Below are 17,966 nucleotides of genomic sequence, written 5' to 3'. Positions count from 1 at the left end.
AGTTACAATGGGATTAATTGAGGTTTGTAAAATTAATAACATTGATTCCTTCGATAACTTTGTTAATAATTAGTTATGAAAATATGATAGCGTTTGTTTTGTATTCTACTGTCATTTTTTCTTTAATATCTTTGTTATCTTTTGTTTTATCTCAATATGATTTTCATGTTAAGGTAGTATTGTTTTTATCTTCTGTAGTATCTATGTTTAGTATTGTATTGTTGTTAAATTATCTAGGAGTTTTTCCAAAGTCTTCTTTCAGGAAATTAAGGAGTAATGGTAGATATTTGTTATTCTTCTCTTTACCTTCATCTGCTACTTTGCTATCTAGTTTTGTATCGAAAAATTCAAGCACAACTACCGAAGTCATTGCTATTTTTTCTTCTTTGGTTATTCTTTCTACGAATTTTCTTATTTTTCTTTTTCTTATATCAAAGCAGTATAGAACTAAACTTAAGTTATTAATTTACATTCCTATTTCAATTTTAGTTTCGCTTTTGCTTTTAGTTTTTCTAGGTAAAAACTTAGTTTTTTTGTATAGCGTATTGTGCCTTTTTTTGATGGTAATATTTTGGGTTTCTAGATTTTTGAATGTAGAACCTAGCGATTTTAAGGTATTATCTTTGATGTCGCTTATATTTCTGGTTTTGTTGGGTATGTTATTTTTGTATTTGTTACCTGATAAGAGTTTACCTATGGTTTTTACATTAGTTTCAGTTAATATTCTTATTCTAGTTGTTATTGGTTTTGCTTTGAATAATCTTAGGATTGTTATGGTTGTATCTTTTATTTGGGTTTTAACAATACTATTTAGTGTTTTTAGCTACTTAGATGTTATGCCCAAAGAAATTATCAAATCAAATTTAATATTGATTTTTGGTATTCCAATTATATCATTTTTGATGTGGTATTTTAGAAGAAGATTTATATCTTACGAAGATCTTCTAAGAGATATTGATAGTTTTGTAAAGAATTTCAAAGTTATACAGCCTAGGGAGTTTGAGAGTCCTAAAGATTTTGTTGTTAGGGTTTTTAATTCTTCTTCAAGTTATCTTAAGATATCGATTATGCCTCAGAATATGATTCCTACATATATACTAAACAAAATGTTAGACAGGAGGCGTTTATCTCTATTTGATGTTTTGAATAGTGATAGAAAGACTATTGACTTTTTCATTTCTAATAATATTATTTTAGTATCAAGGATATCTAACGAAGTGTCTGAAACTGATTATATTGTCGTGAAGTTTTTGAATTTTGTTCATGATCTATCTAGTACGAATGTCTCTATAATTAGAAGCTATACTGATATATTTCTAGAGCTTGAGAGAACAGTTTCAAACTTTATTGTTATACCTGTGAAGAGTGAGATTGATAGAATGAGAGAACTACACGTGAAAGAAGTTGAAGAATTTGAAAGAGTTAAGTATTTGCTTATTAAAAATAGCGATTATTATATTTACTTCGATAAAATTGTTGGGTATAGGTATAATGAAGGTTTTGAGGGGATTAGAGGATATTACTTTGATGTTATTTTTAGTACAGATAAGCTCATAGGGTTTTTATTTTATGTACCGGATATGCTTATGCTTTCAAACTTTGCTTTGTTGGCAATCAAAGGTATCATAAAGAGCTATAGTTATGATTCTATATCTTACATTACATTGCACGATCTTGTTACTAATTTCATTAAGGAGAGAGACCTACCTTTGAAAATAAGTTTAACGTATTTTGAGATTGATAATCAGAAGATGCGAGTTTTTCCATCAGATATCACTAATACCTACTATGTTGAAAATGGTATTATCAGTCGTATAGTAAAACCAATCGAAGTTTCAAAAGATGCTATCTTGATTATATCAACGAAGGAAGTTGAAAAACTGTATATTTCTGATAATATGGTTAATAAGAAAGCTGTTATTGATGGAATATTAAGTAATTTTAAAGATTTTGATTCGTTTATGGCCGTGTGTGTTTAATTCATTTTACTGGTATTACTTTTGATGTCAGTACAATCTAAAATAGGGTGGTGTTTATAAATGGATTATATTATGTTAACTTGTTTGTAGAAAACTTGCAATGAAGCAAACCTCCATTTAAGTCCAAGATTTAGGGTTTTACTGATTAACATTCTCAGATTTCTTACTCAAGTTCTGTAATGCATTTTGTGCAGCATTTTGTTCGGCTTCTTTTTTTGAGAATCCTCTTCCTTCCCCGAAGCATTTGTTTCTTATAAAAACTTTCACTATAAACTCTTTCTTATGTTCAGGTCCTACTTCGCTTACTGTTGTATATACAGGATATGAAGAGAATTCTTTGAGAGAATAATTTTGGAGAAGGCTTTTGTAATCGCTAGTTCCGTTTTTTATCCTGTTTTTTATGATTGGTGTAAATAATTTTAGCGTTATTTTTTTTGCATCTTCTATACCGTTTGATACGAATATTGCTCCTATAAGTGCTTCTACTGTATTTGATATTATTGTTTTTATTCCTCTTTCATCGAAATTTTCAAGGGGTGGATATGTTAATATATACTTGTCAATATTGAGATCGATGCCTATGTTATACATAGTTTTTCTGCTGACCACATCTGATTTTATCATTGATAAATCACCTTCTGATAAATTTTGATAGTTATGGTACAAGTATTCACTTATAACCATTGATATTACTGCATCTCCTATAAACTCAAGTCTCTCGTTTGACATACTTAGGGGAAGAGAGTTATTCTTGAGATAAGATGAGTGAATTAAGCTTTTATTTAGTATTGATATATCTCTGAATTTTATGCCCAACTTATTTTCCAGAGATATCAAGTCATTTAGTCTATCTTTAGGGATTTTTTCGTGGTTTCTAGGTTTGAAGAACATACTTATTTATTTTTTAGCTTTTCTACTTCTTCTTCTAGTTGCTTAACTCTTCTTAATATTTCAGGTAATTTATGTTCTGCTGCAAAGATGCGTTTTTGTTCTAGTGCTTCTCTAGCAGGTGTACCTAGTAATATCTTATTTGGTGGTACTTCTTTATCATCAACACCTGCTCTAGCCATTATAACTACATTGTCTCCTATTTTTGCATGATCTGTGATACCTGCCTGTCCTGCTACTATTACATTGTTACCTAATTCAGTACTTCCTGCTATTCCGGCTTGTGATACTATTATACAGTTGCTAGCTATTTTAACATTGTGTGCTATTTGAACCAAGTTATCTATTTTAGTGCCTTTACCTATTACTGTTTCTCCTATAAATGCTCTATCGATACATGTATTTGCTCCTATTTCGACATTGTCTTCTATTATGACTCTACCAAGATGGGGAATTTTGTTATATATTCCTTTGTGTAGTACATATCCAAAGCCATCTGCACCTATAACTGCTCCAGCATGTATTATAACATTATTACCAATTATTGTTCCAGGGTATATGACTACATTTGGTTTTATTATGACATTGCTACCAATCTTAACATCATATCCTATGAAGACTCCAGAGTATATTACAGTGTTGCTACCTATTTCTACATTGTCTTGAATTGTAGTAAACGGCATAATGGTTGTATTTTTCCCAAGTTTTACATTATTTCCTATGTGAGACTTTTCTGATATTCCTTCAAAACCTATACTAGTGTAGGGATAGTAAAGTTCCGCTATTTTGGCTATTGCGAATCTAGGATCTTCAACTTTTATAAGAGTTTTACCTTGGTATTCAAAGTCATGGGGAGTTATTATAGCTGATACTTCTGTTTTAAGAGCTTCGGAATACTTTATTTTATCGACGACGAATGTTATATATCCTTTTTTACCCTCTTTGTATTCGCATATACCTTCTATTTCTTCATTGTGATCTCCTTCAACAACACCGTTGACAAAATTAGCAATGCTTTGAATATTGTACTTCATAAGATTACCTCAGTATTTCTTTTTTGCGTCTTCTTGCACTTTTATCCACTTGTTTAAATCAGAGGTTATATCATTTCCTTTGGAGTAGTATATTACATTACCCCTTGTATCAAATATTATTGTAAAACCATTTCTGTCCCCATAAGTTCTTATATAATTTATGATATCTCTATATACATACTGCCTAAGAGAGTCTCTATATTTGTTTAGATTTTCTTCTGTTTTTCTAGCTTCACTTAGGTATTCATCTAGCTTTTTGTCGTATTCACCAGTTATTTTCCTATAATCTTGTGCTGTTTGATAATCGACATTTGTTCCCATTGATACTATTTTGTTTGATATCTCTATTATTTTTAACCTTAAACTGTTAAGATCTCTACTCATACTTTCAAGTTTTTCTTTGGATGCTCTTTTGTATTCGTTGAACTCTTTTGCTATATCTTTGTCCTCAACAAATTTGTCAAATACCTCTATTAAGTCAACAACACCTATTTTTTCAACTTTGGTGTATCCATATGTTGTTGGTATTATAAGTAATGAAAATACTAGGACGGATAAAATTCTGGGCAGCATATATGCTATACCTCCATTCTGTTGTTGTATTTGATTAGTATAAAAGAATAAATAACATAGATATCAAACTCCAGTGTTGTGCGAATTTGTATAAGAAGGTTTATTAACTAAATATTTTGAAAAGTATTTAGCCTAAAATCATAATATTTATATGAGTGAGAATATGAAAAGTAAGTTTTCAGTCTTTCTAATGTTTTCTTCTGTTTTTTGGCTTTATAGTTGTTATAATATTTTTTCTCCTCTTTTTGTTGATCCATCAGAAGAGGATATTTCTAAAATCAGTGATGTTAACTTTCTAAACGATATGGGAGATTATTATTCGGAGTTAGGAAATTATGCAACTGCCAAAAAGTATTATGAAAGAGCACTTCAGATAAATGCTAAAAGTGCTAGAGCTCTTGTTGGGACTGCTAGTTGTGAAATTTTTCTTCTTTTCTCCAGATCCAATGTAATTGGATTTTACGAAGAAGTTTCTCATGTTTTTTCATCGATTTCAAATTATGATCGTTTTATTGATTATTACATAACTAATACTAAGTATTACTCGTCTTCTAGAATTGTAAGTAGAAATTTGTATGCTGTTATATCGGGTAATTCTGATAATTTGCTTCTTAAAAGTGATGATAACTTGCATTTAACGTTTAGTGTATTTAATAAATTATATTCTTTTTTCGTTGCTCTTGATTCTAATTCTGACAATGTTGTTTCTGGTAATGATAGGGTCTATACGTTTATTAAGCATATGACTAATTCTTCAGATCCTAATTTTGTATTACCTAACGATTTTGTTTTTCATGGAGATGAAGTAAATAATGCTATGCTTACGTTTTTTGATGAAGGGAAAAAGAGTATCGATTCGTTAGTTTTTATAACTAACAAGTTCAAGTCAGCTCCAGACTCTATTGAGATGAAAATTTTGGATGTTTTTATTTCAATTGATGTACAGGTTAGCAATATTTACACCAATTTTCTGAGATATTATGATTTTTACAATTCAATGTATAATAGGATAGTATTTTTGATTACGAATAATGGAATACCACTAGAATATGCTACTAATCTCCATAGGTTGACTAATGCTATGCGTGTAATATCGAATTACTCAACTTTTGACGGAAGGGATATAACTAATATACTTAATACTGATATTAGTAATGCTTGGAATATTCTTATAAATTATCTAGATATTAAAATTCTAACAAACGGATAAGTTTATGAGAAAGGTAGTTTTGTTTGTAATAATAGTTTTTGTAATTGTGGGTACTGTTTATACTCAAGATATTAGATATGATATTGACTCGTTTTTTACTACACCTAGACAGTTATCTTTTGGTAATGCTAATCTGCTTTACCCTTATGATGTACTTTTATTTTTAGAAAATCCTGCTACGTTATCATATACTAAGAAGGCTAATTTTTTTATTACAAAACTTTCTCTATACACTGGTGCCAGGTTGGGGTACCTTTATAATGCTTTGAATTTGGCATCGTATAATTTGAGTCCATATGAGTGGATAGGTTTTGATTGGGCTGAATTAACCAATCAGTTATTGGTTGATCCTTATGGGGTTTTGCTAAATACTGAACCAGAAGCTGTTTTGTTTGGTCCTTTGTGTGTAGGTTATGTTGGAAATGGTATTGGGATACTTTTGTATAATGACTTTTATTCTGCTGCAGATATAAGACAAGGGCCTTTGTTACCTTACTTGGAGCTAAAGTCTTTTGCCGAGATAGGTATAACATTTGGTTTTGGAACTTATTTTGATATACTTAAGTTCTATACTCTACATATTGGTATTTCTGTCTCCTATTCGAAAAGATATAAATCTCCTTTGTTTTATGGTGGTAGTGTTTTAGAGGTACTTAACTATTACAATAATTTAAGAAATGGTATATATCAATATGATTCTGGTGATTCAGTTTGGGGCGATATTGGGATTATATTTGATGATGGAGGATTTTTTAAATACTCACTCGTTTTAAACAACTTTTTTGGTAGGACATTCTATTGGAATAGAATAGAACTTAAGGATGGTAAAGAGACATTTGTAGGATTAAATTATGTGAGTTACATATATCCATCGCTATCATTAGGTGCTATGTTCCATGTTGAAAAAATACCTTACATACCTACCTTTATTTTCTCTGATTTTATGGTTGAGCTGAATTTGTCAGACTTATTTAATTTTAGTGAGTTTTGGTTTAAGAAGGTTAAGTTGGGCATAGAATTAACGATACTTAAGATATTCAAAGCTAGAGGTGGAATAAATCAAGGGTATCCTACTTTTGGTTTAGGTATAGATATAAACTATATTAATGTTGATTTGTCTTTTTACCAATATGAGAAGGGGGTTTTACCAGGGCATAAACCTTCTCAGGTTATATCTACTTCGATTGAGATAAAGATCTAATATCTTTTACAGACATAATCTGCTACACTGTATGCTGCGAATGAATGTGGTTTGAATACAGGTATGAAACCTTGAGCTGATACATATCCAAATGCTTCTTTTATTAGTGTACTTGAAATATAGGATGAGGATGTATTTATATCCATATGTATTTCTATTTGCCGATCTTCGGGTATAAGCGGATATATAACTATTGCCGTTTCAACTGCCTTTTGGACTTCCATCATTATTCTTTGTTTTACGGAATTTATTCTAGGGGTTTTTTCAACTCTTACAAATACATTTGCTCCCCGCGACTTATCATGGTGTATTATCAAAACTGTTGCGAAGATACAATAATCTCTTCTTTGAGAAGAGTCACATCCTATATAGATGCCTGTTTTAGATGAGGTGTTTTTTATCATCTTTGATATCTCTTCTAAGTCGAATTTGCGAAACATTTTTGGGAAATTATTAATAAAACTCTGATTGTTTTCAACAAATTTCGTTTGTTTTTTACAATAACTTTTCAAACTTTTTACTTTATTGGACTTTATCTGAAGCTTTTGTTTTGGATTGGAATTATGAATCAACTTTAATTATACTATAATATTGAACTATGGAATATCAAAAAACTGTCTCAAAATGTATATTCTTAGAAGGTGTTGGATTGCATACAGGTAGGGAATCCGCTATACAGATATGCCCTCTAGAAGAGGATAGTGGTATAGTTTTTGAGTTTGAGGGTAAAAGGTTTGTTGTAGATCCGCAAAGTATTTGTGATACGAATCACAATATATCTTTATGTTTTAATGGTCATAAGATAATGACTGTTGAACATCTATTTTCAGCGCTGTTTGGTTTAGGTATTGACAATGTCCTTATAAAAGTTTTGTATGGCGAAGAGATTCCCATACTTGACGGTAGTGCAAGAGTTTTTGTAGAGAGAATAAAAGAATCTGGTATTGTTAAACAAAACAACAAAAGAAGTTATCTCTATATAGATAGGGAATTTTCTTTTTATAAAAATGAAAACCAGTATCTTATAGTAAAGCCTAGTGACAAGATAATTATTGATTATGAGATAGATTTTGATGTTATAGGTAAAGAGTACATAACTTTTGAATTTTCTGAAGATAGTTTTGTTAAAGAAATAAGTAGCGCTAGGACTTTTGGTTTTATTGAGGATGCTGAGAGGTTTAAGAAAATAGGTTTGGCTCTGGGTGCTAGTATGGAAAATGTTCATATATACAGTAAAGTTGAAAAAATGTCTTTGAATGGAGATAGATATCCTAATGAGAATGTAAGACATAAAGTGTTAGATCTTCTGGGAGCTTTGGCTATACTCTATCCTAGAGTGATTGGTAGATTTATAGCAAAAAAGAGTGGACACTTGATAGATTGCGAACTTGTGAAACTTATTTACAATCATTACATGTCCTGAATTGGTGATTCTACTTTGTTTTTGTTCCTACCTAAAGTTTTCATTTTGTCATTAACTTTGAGTTTGTTTTACAAAGAATTCTTCCACCTTGTTATCAATGAATGATTTTATTTCTTGTCTGAAGCGACTTTCAGAGAATCGTTCTGCATTTTTTCTTACTTCTTTAGGATCAATTTTACCTTGTATCTTTTCAAATTCTATTATTGCTTTTTGTAGTGACTGAGGTGTTTGCTCGTAGAAGAATAATCCTGTTTTTTGGTCTATTACTGTTTCTGTAGATCCCCCTTTCCCAAATGCTATTACAGGTGTTCCGCAAGCCATTGCTTCTACTGGCATTATTCCAAAATCTTCTTCTGCTGGAAATATAAAGGCTTTTGCTCTTTGCATATAGTCTTTTAGAACACTTATTGGTTGATATCCAAGTATTTCGATGTTTTTTCTGCCTTTTGATATACTTTTCACTTTATCCAAGTCAGGGCCATCGCCAATAACGACTAGTTTTCTATCTGGTAAGCTTAAAAACGTTTCTACTACCATAGGTATCATTTTATATGGTACCATTCTTGATGCTACTAAGTAAAAGTCTTCTTTATCTTCTCTTAAGGAAAAGTTTTCTGTATCGACAGGTGGATATATAACAGTAGCATTTTTGCCGTATATCTTTCTTATTCTTCTTGCTGTGTAATTTGAGTTTGCTATGAAGTAATCGACTCTATTTGCTGTTGATAAGTCCCATATCCTTATGTAGTGTAGTATAAGTTTTGCGATAAATCCCTTTATACCCTTTTCTAAATTTGCTTCTTTCAGATATTGGTGGTATAAATCCCAAGCATATCTAATTGGAGTATGGCAATAACATATGTGTAACTGGTAATGTCTTGTTATCACACCTTTAGCAACTGCGTGTGATGATGATATTATAACATTGTACTCAGATAAATCAAACTGTTCTATTGCTAACGGAAAAAATGCTAGATAGTTTCTGTATTTTTTCCCTGAAAATGGGAGTTTGGATATAAATGATTGTTTTACTTTTTCGAAAGGTATTCCCAGTTGTTTTAGTGTGCTTTCATTGTATATTAGAGTGAAAACATCAGGTAAGTAAAGTTCATTTAATATTTTTACTACTTTTTCAGACCCTGCAAAGGTTACTAACCAATCTGCTACTAGACAGTACTTCATTTTCTAAACTTTAACAAAAGTGCCTACTTTTTCACCTAATACAATTCTTTTTATGCCATCTTTCTCCATCAAATTAAAAACTACAATAGGTATTTGACTTTCACAGCTTAAGCTAAATGCTGTTAAATCCATTACTTTAAGATTCATAGCAAGTACTTCATTACCTGTTATTTCTTCAAACCTCTTTGCATCTTTGTATTTCATTGGGTCTTTGTCATATATACCGTCAACTTTTGTTGCTTTTAGTACAACGTCTGCTTGTAATTCTGCAGCTCTTAAAACTGCTGAAGTATCCGTAGAGAAAAATGGATTTCCGGTTCCACCTGCTAGTAGGGTAATATATTTTTTTGATAGATACTCTAGTGCTTTTTCGACAGAGTATTTTTCTGCTATACTTTCTATAGGTATGGCAGATAATACAACAGAATTTACTCCTTTTGAAGTGAAACTATCAGAAAGAGTTATTGAGTTAAGTATCGTTGAAATCATACCCAGTCTGTCACTATTTACTCTCTCTATACCTTTTGGTGCGATTTTACTCCCTCTTATGAAATTTCCTCCTCCAACTACTATTCCAATTTCGGTTCCGAGTTCATAAGCTTTCACAACCTCGTTTGTAATAAATGAAACAACATCCATGTCTATACCGAATCCTTTATCTCCGCCTAAAACTTCCCCACTTATCTTAAGTATAATCCTCTTAAACTTAAGCATAAAACTTCTAGAATTATATTTGAGATGCTTATCTTATTACAAACTATTAAGTAGTGTGTTCAAAGATATGTTTCGAAATATTAGTCGAGAAAAGAAATTAGTTTGTAAAAGTATATCAACGTAATGTCTCTTAAGGTTAAAGATAATACTCTTCCTGGAAGAGAGTAAAAGAAACATACGGAGGAGTAGAAAAACTAATAAAGTAAAAATTGCTGTAGAAGTAAGGTGGAATGAAGAAAAACACAAGAATAAACTCTTGTTGTTTTGTAGATGTTGTTATGAACTTACACATCCCAGATATACAAGTCATTATTTGAAGAATTTAGGTGAGTTGATAGATGAAATAAGAGAAAGCTTGAAATTAATATAGTTTCTTAGAAAGAGTGGAGTGAAATTTTTGATATTAGGAAGCTCAAGAAGGAATCTAAATTATTGTGATGGTGAGGTTTAGTGAAGAGATACAATCTTTGGTTAGTAAGAGTTTGTGGATTATAAATTATAGTTTGGGTGTGCATTAGACTATTGTTTGTAGGTTATTCTGAATATGTTGCCATAATGATCATCTGATAGAAGAATTGATCCGTTTTCTAAAAATTCAATATCTACAGGTCTTCCGTAGAATTTTTCGTTTTCTAGAAAATCTGCTATTATTATATATTCAGTAGGTAGTCTTTCTTGGTTGAGTTTTAGGAACGATAATCTATATCCTATTTTTTTTGATCTATTCCAGGAGCCATGTTCCGCTATAAATATACCTTCTCTATAGGATTGTGGTAGGTTTGTGCCTTTATAAAATTTTATGCCTAAAGGTGCTACATGTGCTGGTAACTCCCATACGGGTTTTACAAATTTGAAAATGTTAAGATTTGTTTTTTCAGAAAATTCAGGGTCTTTGATTGATTTACCGTGTATGAATGGGAAACCATAGTGTTGTTCTGGTTTGGTTATTACATTTATTTCGTCTGGTGGTAAATCATCTCCCATCCAGTCTCTGCCATTTTCAGAAAACCACATATATCCAGTTTGAGGGTCCCAGTCGAATCCAACAGTATTTCTAACACCATTTGCGTATATTTCGAATCCTGTTCCATCGGGATTTATCCTAGTAATTGTTGAGTATATCGGGTTTTCCTTAAGGCATACGTTACAAGGTGCTCCTACTGGTACGTATAACTTGCCATCAGGTCCAAATCTTATATACTTCCATCCGTGAGCTCTGTCTTTAGGATATTTGTCATATACTATTTTTATGGGAGGAGTGAGATTAAAATTTGTGTACTTAAGTATATTTTCTATTTTTACTATTTTGTCAACAGAGGATATATATAGATCATTTTTGTAAACATCTACTCCTACGGGCCAGTCGAGATTTTCTGCGACTACTCTGTGAATATCTCCTTTGTAGTCCATGTTAGTGTCAATAATCATGTAGACTTTATCAGTTCTACTACCTGCTATTAAAATACCATTTTCTAGATATTTCATTGCTCTTACTTTTGGTAAATTCTTATAGTAATAATCTATTGAGAAATTTTTCTGGAGTTTGACTTTTTGGAGTATTTCATCTCCTTCAACACTTACGTGAGATACTAGAAAAATTAGTGTCCAGATTAGTAGCATATTCCAAATATAATAATTTTAACTTTTTATTTCCATACCAACTTATTGTTTTATTAGATGTATCTTTAGATTAATCAAGCATAAATTTTTCTAAAGTAATTGTTGATTAGAATTTCATTAGTTAAATTATGTAGTCATAATTAATGGTATTTTAGTTGAGACTTCTAATGAATGACAATATTTTACTTTTGAAGTTATCTCCACCTTTATTTACTATTTCCTTTGATGAATGGTTACAGTTTTCTATCCATAGGTAATCTTTTGGGAGATTTGCTTTCTGATATAACATTACTCCGTATTCAAAACTTAGTGTGCTATCATTTTTGCCGTGTATTACAAGTAGTGGGTCGTTGATTTTATCTATCTTTGAAATATTATCATATACACTATTGATCCACCATTTAGATGGTATTTTATATGTGGTTACCATTTCTCCAGCATCTTCAATTCTGGTAAAAGTTGCTATAAGTATTAATGCTTTTAGTTGATATCTTTTAGCCATTTCGGTTGCTATTCCGCCTCCTAGAGAGTGTCCTATTATTACTATATTTGTTGTTGGTATTCCTTGTGATATTAGGTAATTTATTATTGCTTCTCCGTCTTCATATGTAGATTCTTCTGTTGGTGTGAAATTTTTTATTATACCGAATCCCCTGTATTCAACAGCAACAAAGTTAAGACCAAGTTCATAAAATACATTTCCAAACACTACAGGTGAAACATCAAGTGAGCTTCTGTTTCCATGGAAAAATACAAATACTACATTACTTAAATCATCATTTATTCCTTGATTTCTATCAATTTTTAAAACACAAGTTGATACATTACTGTTTGTTATCCAAAAAAATGACCATTTTGTTCCGGGTACTTTGAGTTCAGAAAAGTCATAATTGTCTTGTATTTTAGGTGCAAATACTAATTCCATATCAAGTTTTTGTGTATTACAACTACTTATTGCAATGATTGTTGCTAAGAAGGTGGTTAAGTAAACAATCTTATCCTTCATAGTTAGAAATTTATTTAAAGTATTATTTGTTTTTCAACTAAGTTTCAGTTAGATAATGTTTTTAGGTGGTATTTTGTAGTGTCTTAATCCCAGTGATATATTACGTATGCGCCAGCGCCGAATCCTAGCATTGGTATTGCTCCTTTAAATGATTCGTCTTTCTCATCTAGTAGTTCGGGTATCATATAAAAACCATTCAACGCTTTTTCTTCAACTCTCTTAATAATCATGTTTGCTTTATCTCTGTTTCCTAATTTTTTGTATGCTGATGCTATTCGTAGATTTATTATTATCCATTCTTGATTATCATACCATCCACCATCCATATTTCTCTTATATCCTTCTCTGTTTTTAAGTTTTAAAATTTCTTCGAAAGTTTTTAGTGTTGCTAATGAAATTTCTCTTGATACTTGATTAAAGTTTATTGCTTCGACTACTGATCCGTCAACATATTTGGGATAACCTCTGTTTGTAAAATGCTCATAAGATCCAACTATTATTTTCCTGCTTTTGTCGACTAGGTTTTTATTTAGACCTTCTAGTAGTAGTTTCAAGTTATCTTCTATTTCGTAGTTTGATTTTTTGTTATACTTTTTGAAGATGTTGTTTATTTCTGATAATCCTTTTATAGCCATTATAGTTGTATAGCTGAATCTCTTAGCACCGTCGTATCCGTTATCTCTAATATGCCTTTCCCAAGGACCTGATTCAGGCCGTATTACATTTAGTTCTTTATCGATATTATATATGATTGGATATACTATTTGATTATCTATCACACTGAAGTATCTATTAAGAATTTCAGTGTCATTTGTAGTGTTTAGGTATTCTGCTAAAGCCCATAAGACCATTCCAAAACCATCAATTTCAATATTAGCTCCATTTCCATTATCATCAGATTCTTCCTTGCCGTTACCGTAGTATCTACATACAGATATTTTGTAGTCAACGCCTATACCCCAATCTTTACCATCAATCTTGTAAGATTTATAATAACCGGTATCTGCTTCCAAAAAGAATTTTAGACCATCTTTTGCTTCTTCAAGATGCCCTGATTTTACAAGAGCTACTATTGAATAAACTCCATCTCTTACCCAAGCTATATTCCAACTACCTGTTGTTAGAGATGCAAGTATTTGACCAAAACCTTTACCTTCTTCTCTTACTTGACCCATTTTGATAAATGCTAGAGATTGCTTATAAATTTCTAATTGTTCTTTAGATAATCCAGATGGAATTTTTGTTTTTTTATGCCAGTTATTCCAGAACTTAATCTCTTCATCAAGTGGGTCAAAGAAGGTAGAATAGTAGTAGTTGACTATTTTTATCGCACTTTCAAGATCTTTTGATAAAACAATAAGGTCGTATAACGATAGCTCAGTATCTTTTTTTGCAACTTCTTTGAAATAAAAAAGGAGTGTTCCATATTCTGAGTTTATGTACTGATTTTCATTGTCATATGGTGTAATTGGTTGTCTTCCAGAAAAACCTATAGATCTTGTTACTTCTATTATGCCTTTTTCTTTAGGGGTAATCTCTAGCTTTACTACAAATGATGGAGCTTTTAGATTAAAAGATGAAAAAATATACATTACTACATCCGCTACAGGATGTGAGAAATCTACTTTTATTATTCCTGTTCCAGGTAGATAGTTTATGTTTACGATTTCAGCATCTTTTAGAAAAAAGGACTTTTCATTTACACTGACTTGGTAATCAAGTGATCTTAATATGAATGTTACTTCTTTAGATTTTTCATCATATTTTCTGTATATTGATGGATAAAATGCAGATATTCTTTTCTTGACTAATGAAAATACTACAGCTGAATAACCATTTGCGCTTACAATCATGTTAAACTCTTTCTTTTGACCAAACGAATATATGGTTGTAGTCATAAGTAGTATGATCGATGTTATTGTTAGATTTCTCATAATCTTACTCCAAGAACATAATATGAATGATTTTGATTTGTATTTTCTAAGAAGAGACTTTTTGGCATTTCACTATTTATGTTAATAGATTGTATGTTTAGTATTTTAATTCTAGAATTTTGATTATTTTTTCTGCTGATGATGAAAAGGTATTATGTAATCCTAATTCTTTTCTTTTTGTATCGTATCCGTGAAAATCACTTCCGCCTAGAGGCAGGAGATTGTTTTCTTGGCAAAATTTTAGTATAGATGTTGAAAGATCTTTATTTATAAGAGGGTGGAATATTTCAATGCCATCTAGACCTATTTTTGTGAATTCCTCTATGTAGCTTATTTTAGACCAATCTTTTAAAAACTCAGGATGGGCTATTCCAACAACACATCCTATTGATTTGAGCTTTTTTATTATCTCTTCGGTTTTTGGGTAATCATTTGGTATGCTGTATCGTGATCCCTTATCAAAATAGTATTTGTAAACTTTTTCTATGTTTTGAAAGTTAGAATTATGGTAGATGTACCTTGCTATACACATTTTGTTTATGGTTCTGTGACCATTCTTTAATATGTGACTTGGTATTTCTAATGTATCTTTTAGGAGCTCAATGGTTTTCAGGGTTTGTTGTTGTTTGTATTCTCTTATGGGTTGTACTATTTTTTCTAATTTATTAGATACTTCTGGGTTGTAATATGCAACTAGGTGGATGTCTTCGTTTTTGTATTTTGTTGATATTTCAATCCCGGGAATGTATAGTATTTCTAGATTTGTAGTTTTTAATAGCTTTTCAATCTCTTTATTTTGATTTATATTTTCGTGATCTGTTATGGAGATGTATTTGATACCTTTCTGGGTAGCTTGTTTGATTATTAGGCTAACTGAAAGTTCACCGTCAGAAAATGTTGAGTGAATGTGTAAATCTGAGTTTCTTTGTAGATGGATTGGAATATTTGTTTCCATTATTTACTCCTAGTTTGAGAGTAAGAATAATAAATAATTCCATTCTAATCTTCAACTCAAATTCAGAGAGGAATTCTAGGTACAGTTTATAGAAAATGAATTATACTTTTGATATATTTAAATATTTATGAATGAGATGAATTTTAAAGTTGTTGGTATGAGTTGTCCTTCATGTGCTACTACAGTTGAAAAGATTGTATCTTCGTTTGATGGAGTTTACAGAGTTAAAGTTAATTTTTCTTCTTCTACTCTTTACTTTATATCGAAACCTTCTTTTGACATATCTACTATAAGGAACAAACTAAAACAATTTGGGTACGATATTGTTCCTACAACTGATAGTGTTGATTTAAAGAAAGAAAAGATCAATTTGTTGATTGTTTTGATTTTATCGATACCACTTTTTATTGTTATGTTTTTGAAGATGTTAGGATTAGGTTATCATAGTGATTTATTGAAACTCGTGATGTTTCTATTGTCTTCTATTATAGTGTTAGTTGGTGGTTTCAAAGTACATAGGAGTGGTGTATTATCTTTGATCTACCTATCTCCTAATTCTGATAGTCTTGTCTCAGTTGGTTCTTTGTCAGCTTTATCTACTTTTTTCTTAAGTAAGTTTTTGCCAATAGATGATTTTTCAATTGAAGCCGTTATTGTGATGGATGTATTTTTGATAGGTAATTATGTGAAGCTAGTCTTATCTCAGAAATCTATTGGTTTTGTTAGTGATTTATACAAACTTTTTGTTGATAGTGCTAACGTTTTAGAGAATGGAGTTGAGATTAAAAAGAGTATAAGAGATATCAAGATTGGGGATATTGTAGTTGTTAGGGCTGGTGAGAGAGTACCTATGGATGGTAGAGTTATTGAAGGTAGCTCAAGTGTTGAAGAGACTTTTATGACTGGTGAATCGTTACCAAGAGTTGTAAAGGTTGGTGACAATGTGTTTGCTGGATCTTACAATATAGATGGTTTTATTAAGGTACTAATTGATAGTGAGGTAAAGGATAGCGTGCTTTATAATACTGTTGAGATGGTACAGAATTTTAGATTATCAAATGTAGTTAGCAGTATTACTGACAATTTTGTTAAGTATTTCGTTCCTATTGTTTTTTCTGTTGCTATTCTTTCTTTGGTTTTTTGGAGTTTGGTTGGTGATTTTAGCAGGGGTATGGTTAGTTTTGTTTCTATTCTTGTTGTTGCTTGTCCTTGTGCTTTAGGTATTGCCATACCTAGTGTTGTTGCTATTGCTTTTGGAATTTTTTCGAAGAGTGGAGTTTTGGTCAGGAATTTTAATAATTTAGGCTTAGTAAAAAGGGTAGATGTTTTTGCTTTTGACAAAACTGGTACTCTAACAGTTGGAAAACCATTTGTTTCTGAAGCTACCTTCGATACTAACTATATAAGTGAATTGTATTCTCTTGTTTCTCTTTCTAATCATCCGCTTTCACTAGCAATAAAAGAGTATATTGAGTTTTCATTCAAAGATATTGGATATGTGCTGAAGAAAGTTGATAATTTTAAGGTAATCCCAGGTCTTGGTATAGAAGGTGAAATAGGTGGAAAATTTTACAAGCTCGAAAGATCATCTAATGAAAGTATTACTTCATCTGATTTTTGGATTTTTGATGGTGGATGGAATAAGATTGGTAGTTTTTGCTTTAACGATAAGATAAGACAAGAAGCAAGAGATGTGGTTAAGTATCTAAGTCAGTTGGGTAAAGTAATTTTAGTTACAGGTGATAAGTGTACTGTTGCCAAAAGAATTTCTGAGGATCTAGGAATAAGTGAATACTACTGTTCTTTGCTGCCAAATCAGAAAGTTGATGTTATATCGAAGTACAAAGATAAGGGTAGTGTAGTTATGTTTATTGGTGATGGGATAAATGATGGTCCCGTTTTGGAATTTTCTGATGTAGGCGTTGTTGTTTCAGAGGTTGATAATCTAGTTTCTAATGTTGGTGATGTTGTTATATTTTCGAAGAATCTTAGTGTTTTGAAATTCTTGATTTTATTTTCAAGAAAAGTGTACTGTAAAATGCTTCAAAATCTCGTTTGGGCTTTTTTATATAATATTATAGCTTTACCTATTGCTTTTTGCGGTATTCTTACGCCTTCAATTGCAGAGGTTGCTATGTCTTTGAGTTCAATAAGTGTTTTATTAAACTCGCTTACTCTTTATTTAAGTTCTAGCAAAGTTAAGTTTAGTTTAATTAACTAGATGTTATGCTTACCCAATATGACTAA

15 protein-coding genes are annotated in these 17,966 nt (G+C 30.9%); 5 read left to right on the top strand and 10 right to left on the bottom strand.

Features of this window, described 5'->3' with window-relative positions:
* Window positions 1-83: 83 nt before the first annotated feature.
* Window positions 84-1,979: a hypothetical protein gene (locus N2712_02950; protein MCX8028933.1), complete on the top strand. Its 1,896-nt coding sequence runs from the start codon at window positions 84-86 to the stop codon at window positions 1,977-1,979.
* Between the two features lie 138 nt (window positions 1,980-2,117).
* Here the strand turns inward: N2712_02950 and rnc are convergent, their stop codons facing one another.
* The 3 genes from rnc to N2712_02935 are packed head-to-tail and all read right to left on the bottom strand — an operon-like array spanning window position 2,118 to window position 4,474.
* Complete coding sequence (rnc, locus tag N2712_02945; GenBank protein ID MCX8028932.1) at window positions 2,118-2,870, bottom strand: ribonuclease III; 753 nt, start codon at window positions 2,868-2,870, stop codon at window positions 2,118-2,120.
* A 2-nt stretch (window positions 2,871-2,872) separates the two neighbouring features.
* A complete protein-coding gene (lpxD, locus tag N2712_02940) occupies window positions 2,873-3,901 on the bottom strand; it encodes a UDP-3-O-(3-hydroxymyristoyl)glucosamine N-acyltransferase (GenBank protein ID MCX8028931.1) in 1,029 nt (342 codons plus the stop codon).
* Between the two features lie 9 nt (window positions 3,902-3,910).
* Window positions 3,911-4,474 (bottom strand): OmpH family outer membrane protein, encoded by a 564-nt coding sequence (locus N2712_02935; GenBank protein ID MCX8028930.1) that lies wholly within the window; start codon window positions 4,472-4,474, stop codon window positions 3,911-3,913.
* A gap of 151 nt (window positions 4,475-4,625) precedes the next feature.
* Between N2712_02935 and N2712_02930 the strand changes: the two genes are divergently transcribed.
* Both N2712_02930 and N2712_02925 read left to right on the top strand, forming a co-directional pair.
* Window positions 4,626-5,684: a tetratricopeptide repeat protein gene (locus N2712_02930; protein MCX8028929.1), complete on the top strand. Its 1,059-nt coding sequence runs from the start codon at window positions 4,626-4,628 to the stop codon at window positions 5,682-5,684.
* Between the two features lie 4 nt (window positions 5,685-5,688).
* The gene (locus tag N2712_02925; GenBank protein MCX8028928.1) at window positions 5,689-6,885 is read left to right on the top strand and encodes a hypothetical protein; all 1,197 of its coding nucleotides are present in this window, start codon (window positions 5,689-5,691) and stop codon (window positions 6,883-6,885) included.
* Here N2712_02925 and N2712_02920 read toward each other — a convergent pair.
* Window positions 6,882-7,325 (bottom strand): hypothetical protein, encoded by a 444-nt coding sequence (locus N2712_02920; GenBank protein MCX8028927.1) that lies wholly within the window; start codon window positions 7,323-7,325, stop codon window positions 6,882-6,884. The genes N2712_02925 and N2712_02920 overlap by 4 nt on opposite strands.
* Window positions 7,326-7,483: 158 nt before the next feature.
* Here N2712_02920 and lpxC point away from each other — a divergent pair, with 158 nt between their 5' ends.
* The gene (gene lpxC, locus N2712_02915; GenBank protein MCX8028926.1) at window positions 7,484-8,308 is read left to right on the top strand and encodes a UDP-3-O-acyl-N-acetylglucosamine deacetylase; all 825 of its coding nucleotides are present in this window, start codon (window positions 7,484-7,486) and stop codon (window positions 8,306-8,308) included.
* A gap of 51 nt (window positions 8,309-8,359) precedes the next feature.
* Here lpxC and N2712_02910 read toward each other — a convergent pair whose 3' ends face one another.
* From N2712_02910 to N2712_02885, 6 genes are all read right to left on the bottom strand, one after another.
* Window positions 8,360-9,490, bottom strand: a complete 1,131-nt coding sequence (locus N2712_02910; protein MCX8028925.1) for a glycosyltransferase family 4 protein — start codon at window positions 9,488-9,490, stop codon at window positions 8,360-8,362.
* Between the two features lie 3 nt (window positions 9,491-9,493).
* Window positions 9,494-10,204: a UMP kinase gene (pyrH, locus tag N2712_02905; GenBank protein ID MCX8028924.1), complete on the bottom strand. Its 711-nt coding sequence runs from the start codon at window positions 10,202-10,204 to the stop codon at window positions 9,494-9,496.
* A gap of 519 nt (window positions 10,205-10,723) precedes the next feature.
* Complete coding sequence (locus tag N2712_02900) at window positions 10,724-11,824, bottom strand: PQQ-dependent sugar dehydrogenase (protein MCX8028923.1); 1,101 nt, start codon at window positions 11,822-11,824, stop codon at window positions 10,724-10,726.
* A 151-nt stretch (window positions 11,825-11,975) separates the two neighbouring features.
* Window positions 11,976-12,830: an alpha/beta hydrolase gene (locus tag N2712_02895; GenBank protein MCX8028922.1), complete on the bottom strand. Its 855-nt coding sequence runs from the start codon at window positions 12,828-12,830 to the stop codon at window positions 11,976-11,978.
* An 83-nt stretch (window positions 12,831-12,913) separates the two neighbouring features.
* Window positions 12,914-14,764, bottom strand: a complete 1,851-nt coding sequence (locus tag N2712_02890; GenBank protein ID MCX8028921.1) for a glycoside hydrolase family 15 protein — start codon at window positions 14,762-14,764, stop codon at window positions 12,914-12,916.
* A gap of 97 nt (window positions 14,765-14,861) precedes the next feature.
* Complete coding sequence (locus N2712_02885; protein MCX8028920.1) at window positions 14,862-15,719, bottom strand: PHP domain-containing protein; 858 nt, start codon at window positions 15,717-15,719, stop codon at window positions 14,862-14,864.
* 127 nt (window positions 15,720-15,846) lie between these two features.
* On the opposite strand from N2712_02885, the gene N2712_02880 reads away from it, so the two are divergent.
* Window positions 15,847-17,940, top strand: coding sequence for a cation-translocating P-type ATPase (locus tag N2712_02880; GenBank protein ID MCX8028919.1), 2,094 nt, complete (start codon window positions 15,847-15,849; stop codon window positions 17,938-17,940).
* Window positions 17,941-17,966 lie beyond the last annotated feature (26 nt).

The sequence above is a fragment of the Brevinematales bacterium genome (assembly GCA_026415355.1).
Taxonomy (GTDB): Bacteria; Spirochaetota; Brevinematia; order DTOW01; family DTOW01; genus SKYB106.
The sequence above is the reverse complement of the archived record's forward strand: the minus strand, read 5'-3'. Positions and strand labels throughout refer to the sequence as shown.

Coding starts and splice junctions, on each gene's coding strand:
- N2712_02950 (MCX8028933.1), top strand. CDS start 84: ATGATAGCGTTTGTTTTGTATTCTACTGTCATTTTTTCTTTAATATCT.
- N2712_02925 (MCX8028928.1), top strand. CDS start 5,689: ATGAGAAAGGTAGTTTTGTTTGTAATAATAGTTTTTGTAATTGTGGGT.
- N2712_02920 (MCX8028927.1), bottom strand. CDS start 7,325: ATGTTTCGCAAATTCGACTTAGAAGAGATATCAAAGATGATAAAAAAC.
- N2712_02910 (MCX8028925.1), bottom strand. CDS start 9,490: ATGAAGTACTGTCTAGTAGCAGATTGGTTAGTAACCTTTGCAGGGTCT.
- N2712_02935 (MCX8028930.1), bottom strand. CDS start 4,474: ATGCTGCCCAGAATTTTATCCGTCCTAGTATTTTCATTACTTATAATA.
- N2712_02880 (MCX8028919.1), top strand. CDS start 15,847: ATGAATGAGATGAATTTTAAAGTTGTTGGTATGAGTTGTCCTTCATGT.
- N2712_02885 (MCX8028920.1), bottom strand. CDS start 15,719: ATGGAAACAAATATTCCAATCCATCTACAAAGAAACTCAGATTTACAC.
- pyrH (MCX8028924.1), bottom strand. CDS start 10,204: ATGCTTAAGTTTAAGAGGATTATACTTAAGATAAGTGGGGAAGTTTTA.
- N2712_02895 (MCX8028922.1), bottom strand. CDS start 12,830: ATGAAGGATAAGATTGTTTACTTAACCACCTTCTTAGCAACAATCATT.
- lpxD (MCX8028931.1), bottom strand. CDS start 3,901: ATGAAGTACAATATTCAAAGCATTGCTAATTTTGTCAACGGTGTTGTT.
- N2712_02890 (MCX8028921.1), bottom strand. CDS start 14,764: ATGAGAAATCTAACAATAACATCGATCATACTACTTATGACTACAACC.
- N2712_02930 (MCX8028929.1), top strand. CDS start 4,626: ATGAGTGAGAATATGAAAAGTAAGTTTTCAGTCTTTCTAATGTTTTCT.
- N2712_02900 (MCX8028923.1), bottom strand. CDS start 11,824: ATGCTACTAATCTGGACACTAATTTTTCTAGTATCTCACGTAAGTGTT.
- lpxC (MCX8028926.1), top strand. CDS start 7,484: ATGGAATATCAAAAAACTGTCTCAAAATGTATATTCTTAGAAGGTGTT.
- rnc (MCX8028932.1), bottom strand. CDS start 2,870: ATGTTCTTCAAACCTAGAAACCACGAAAAAATCCCTAAAGATAGACTA.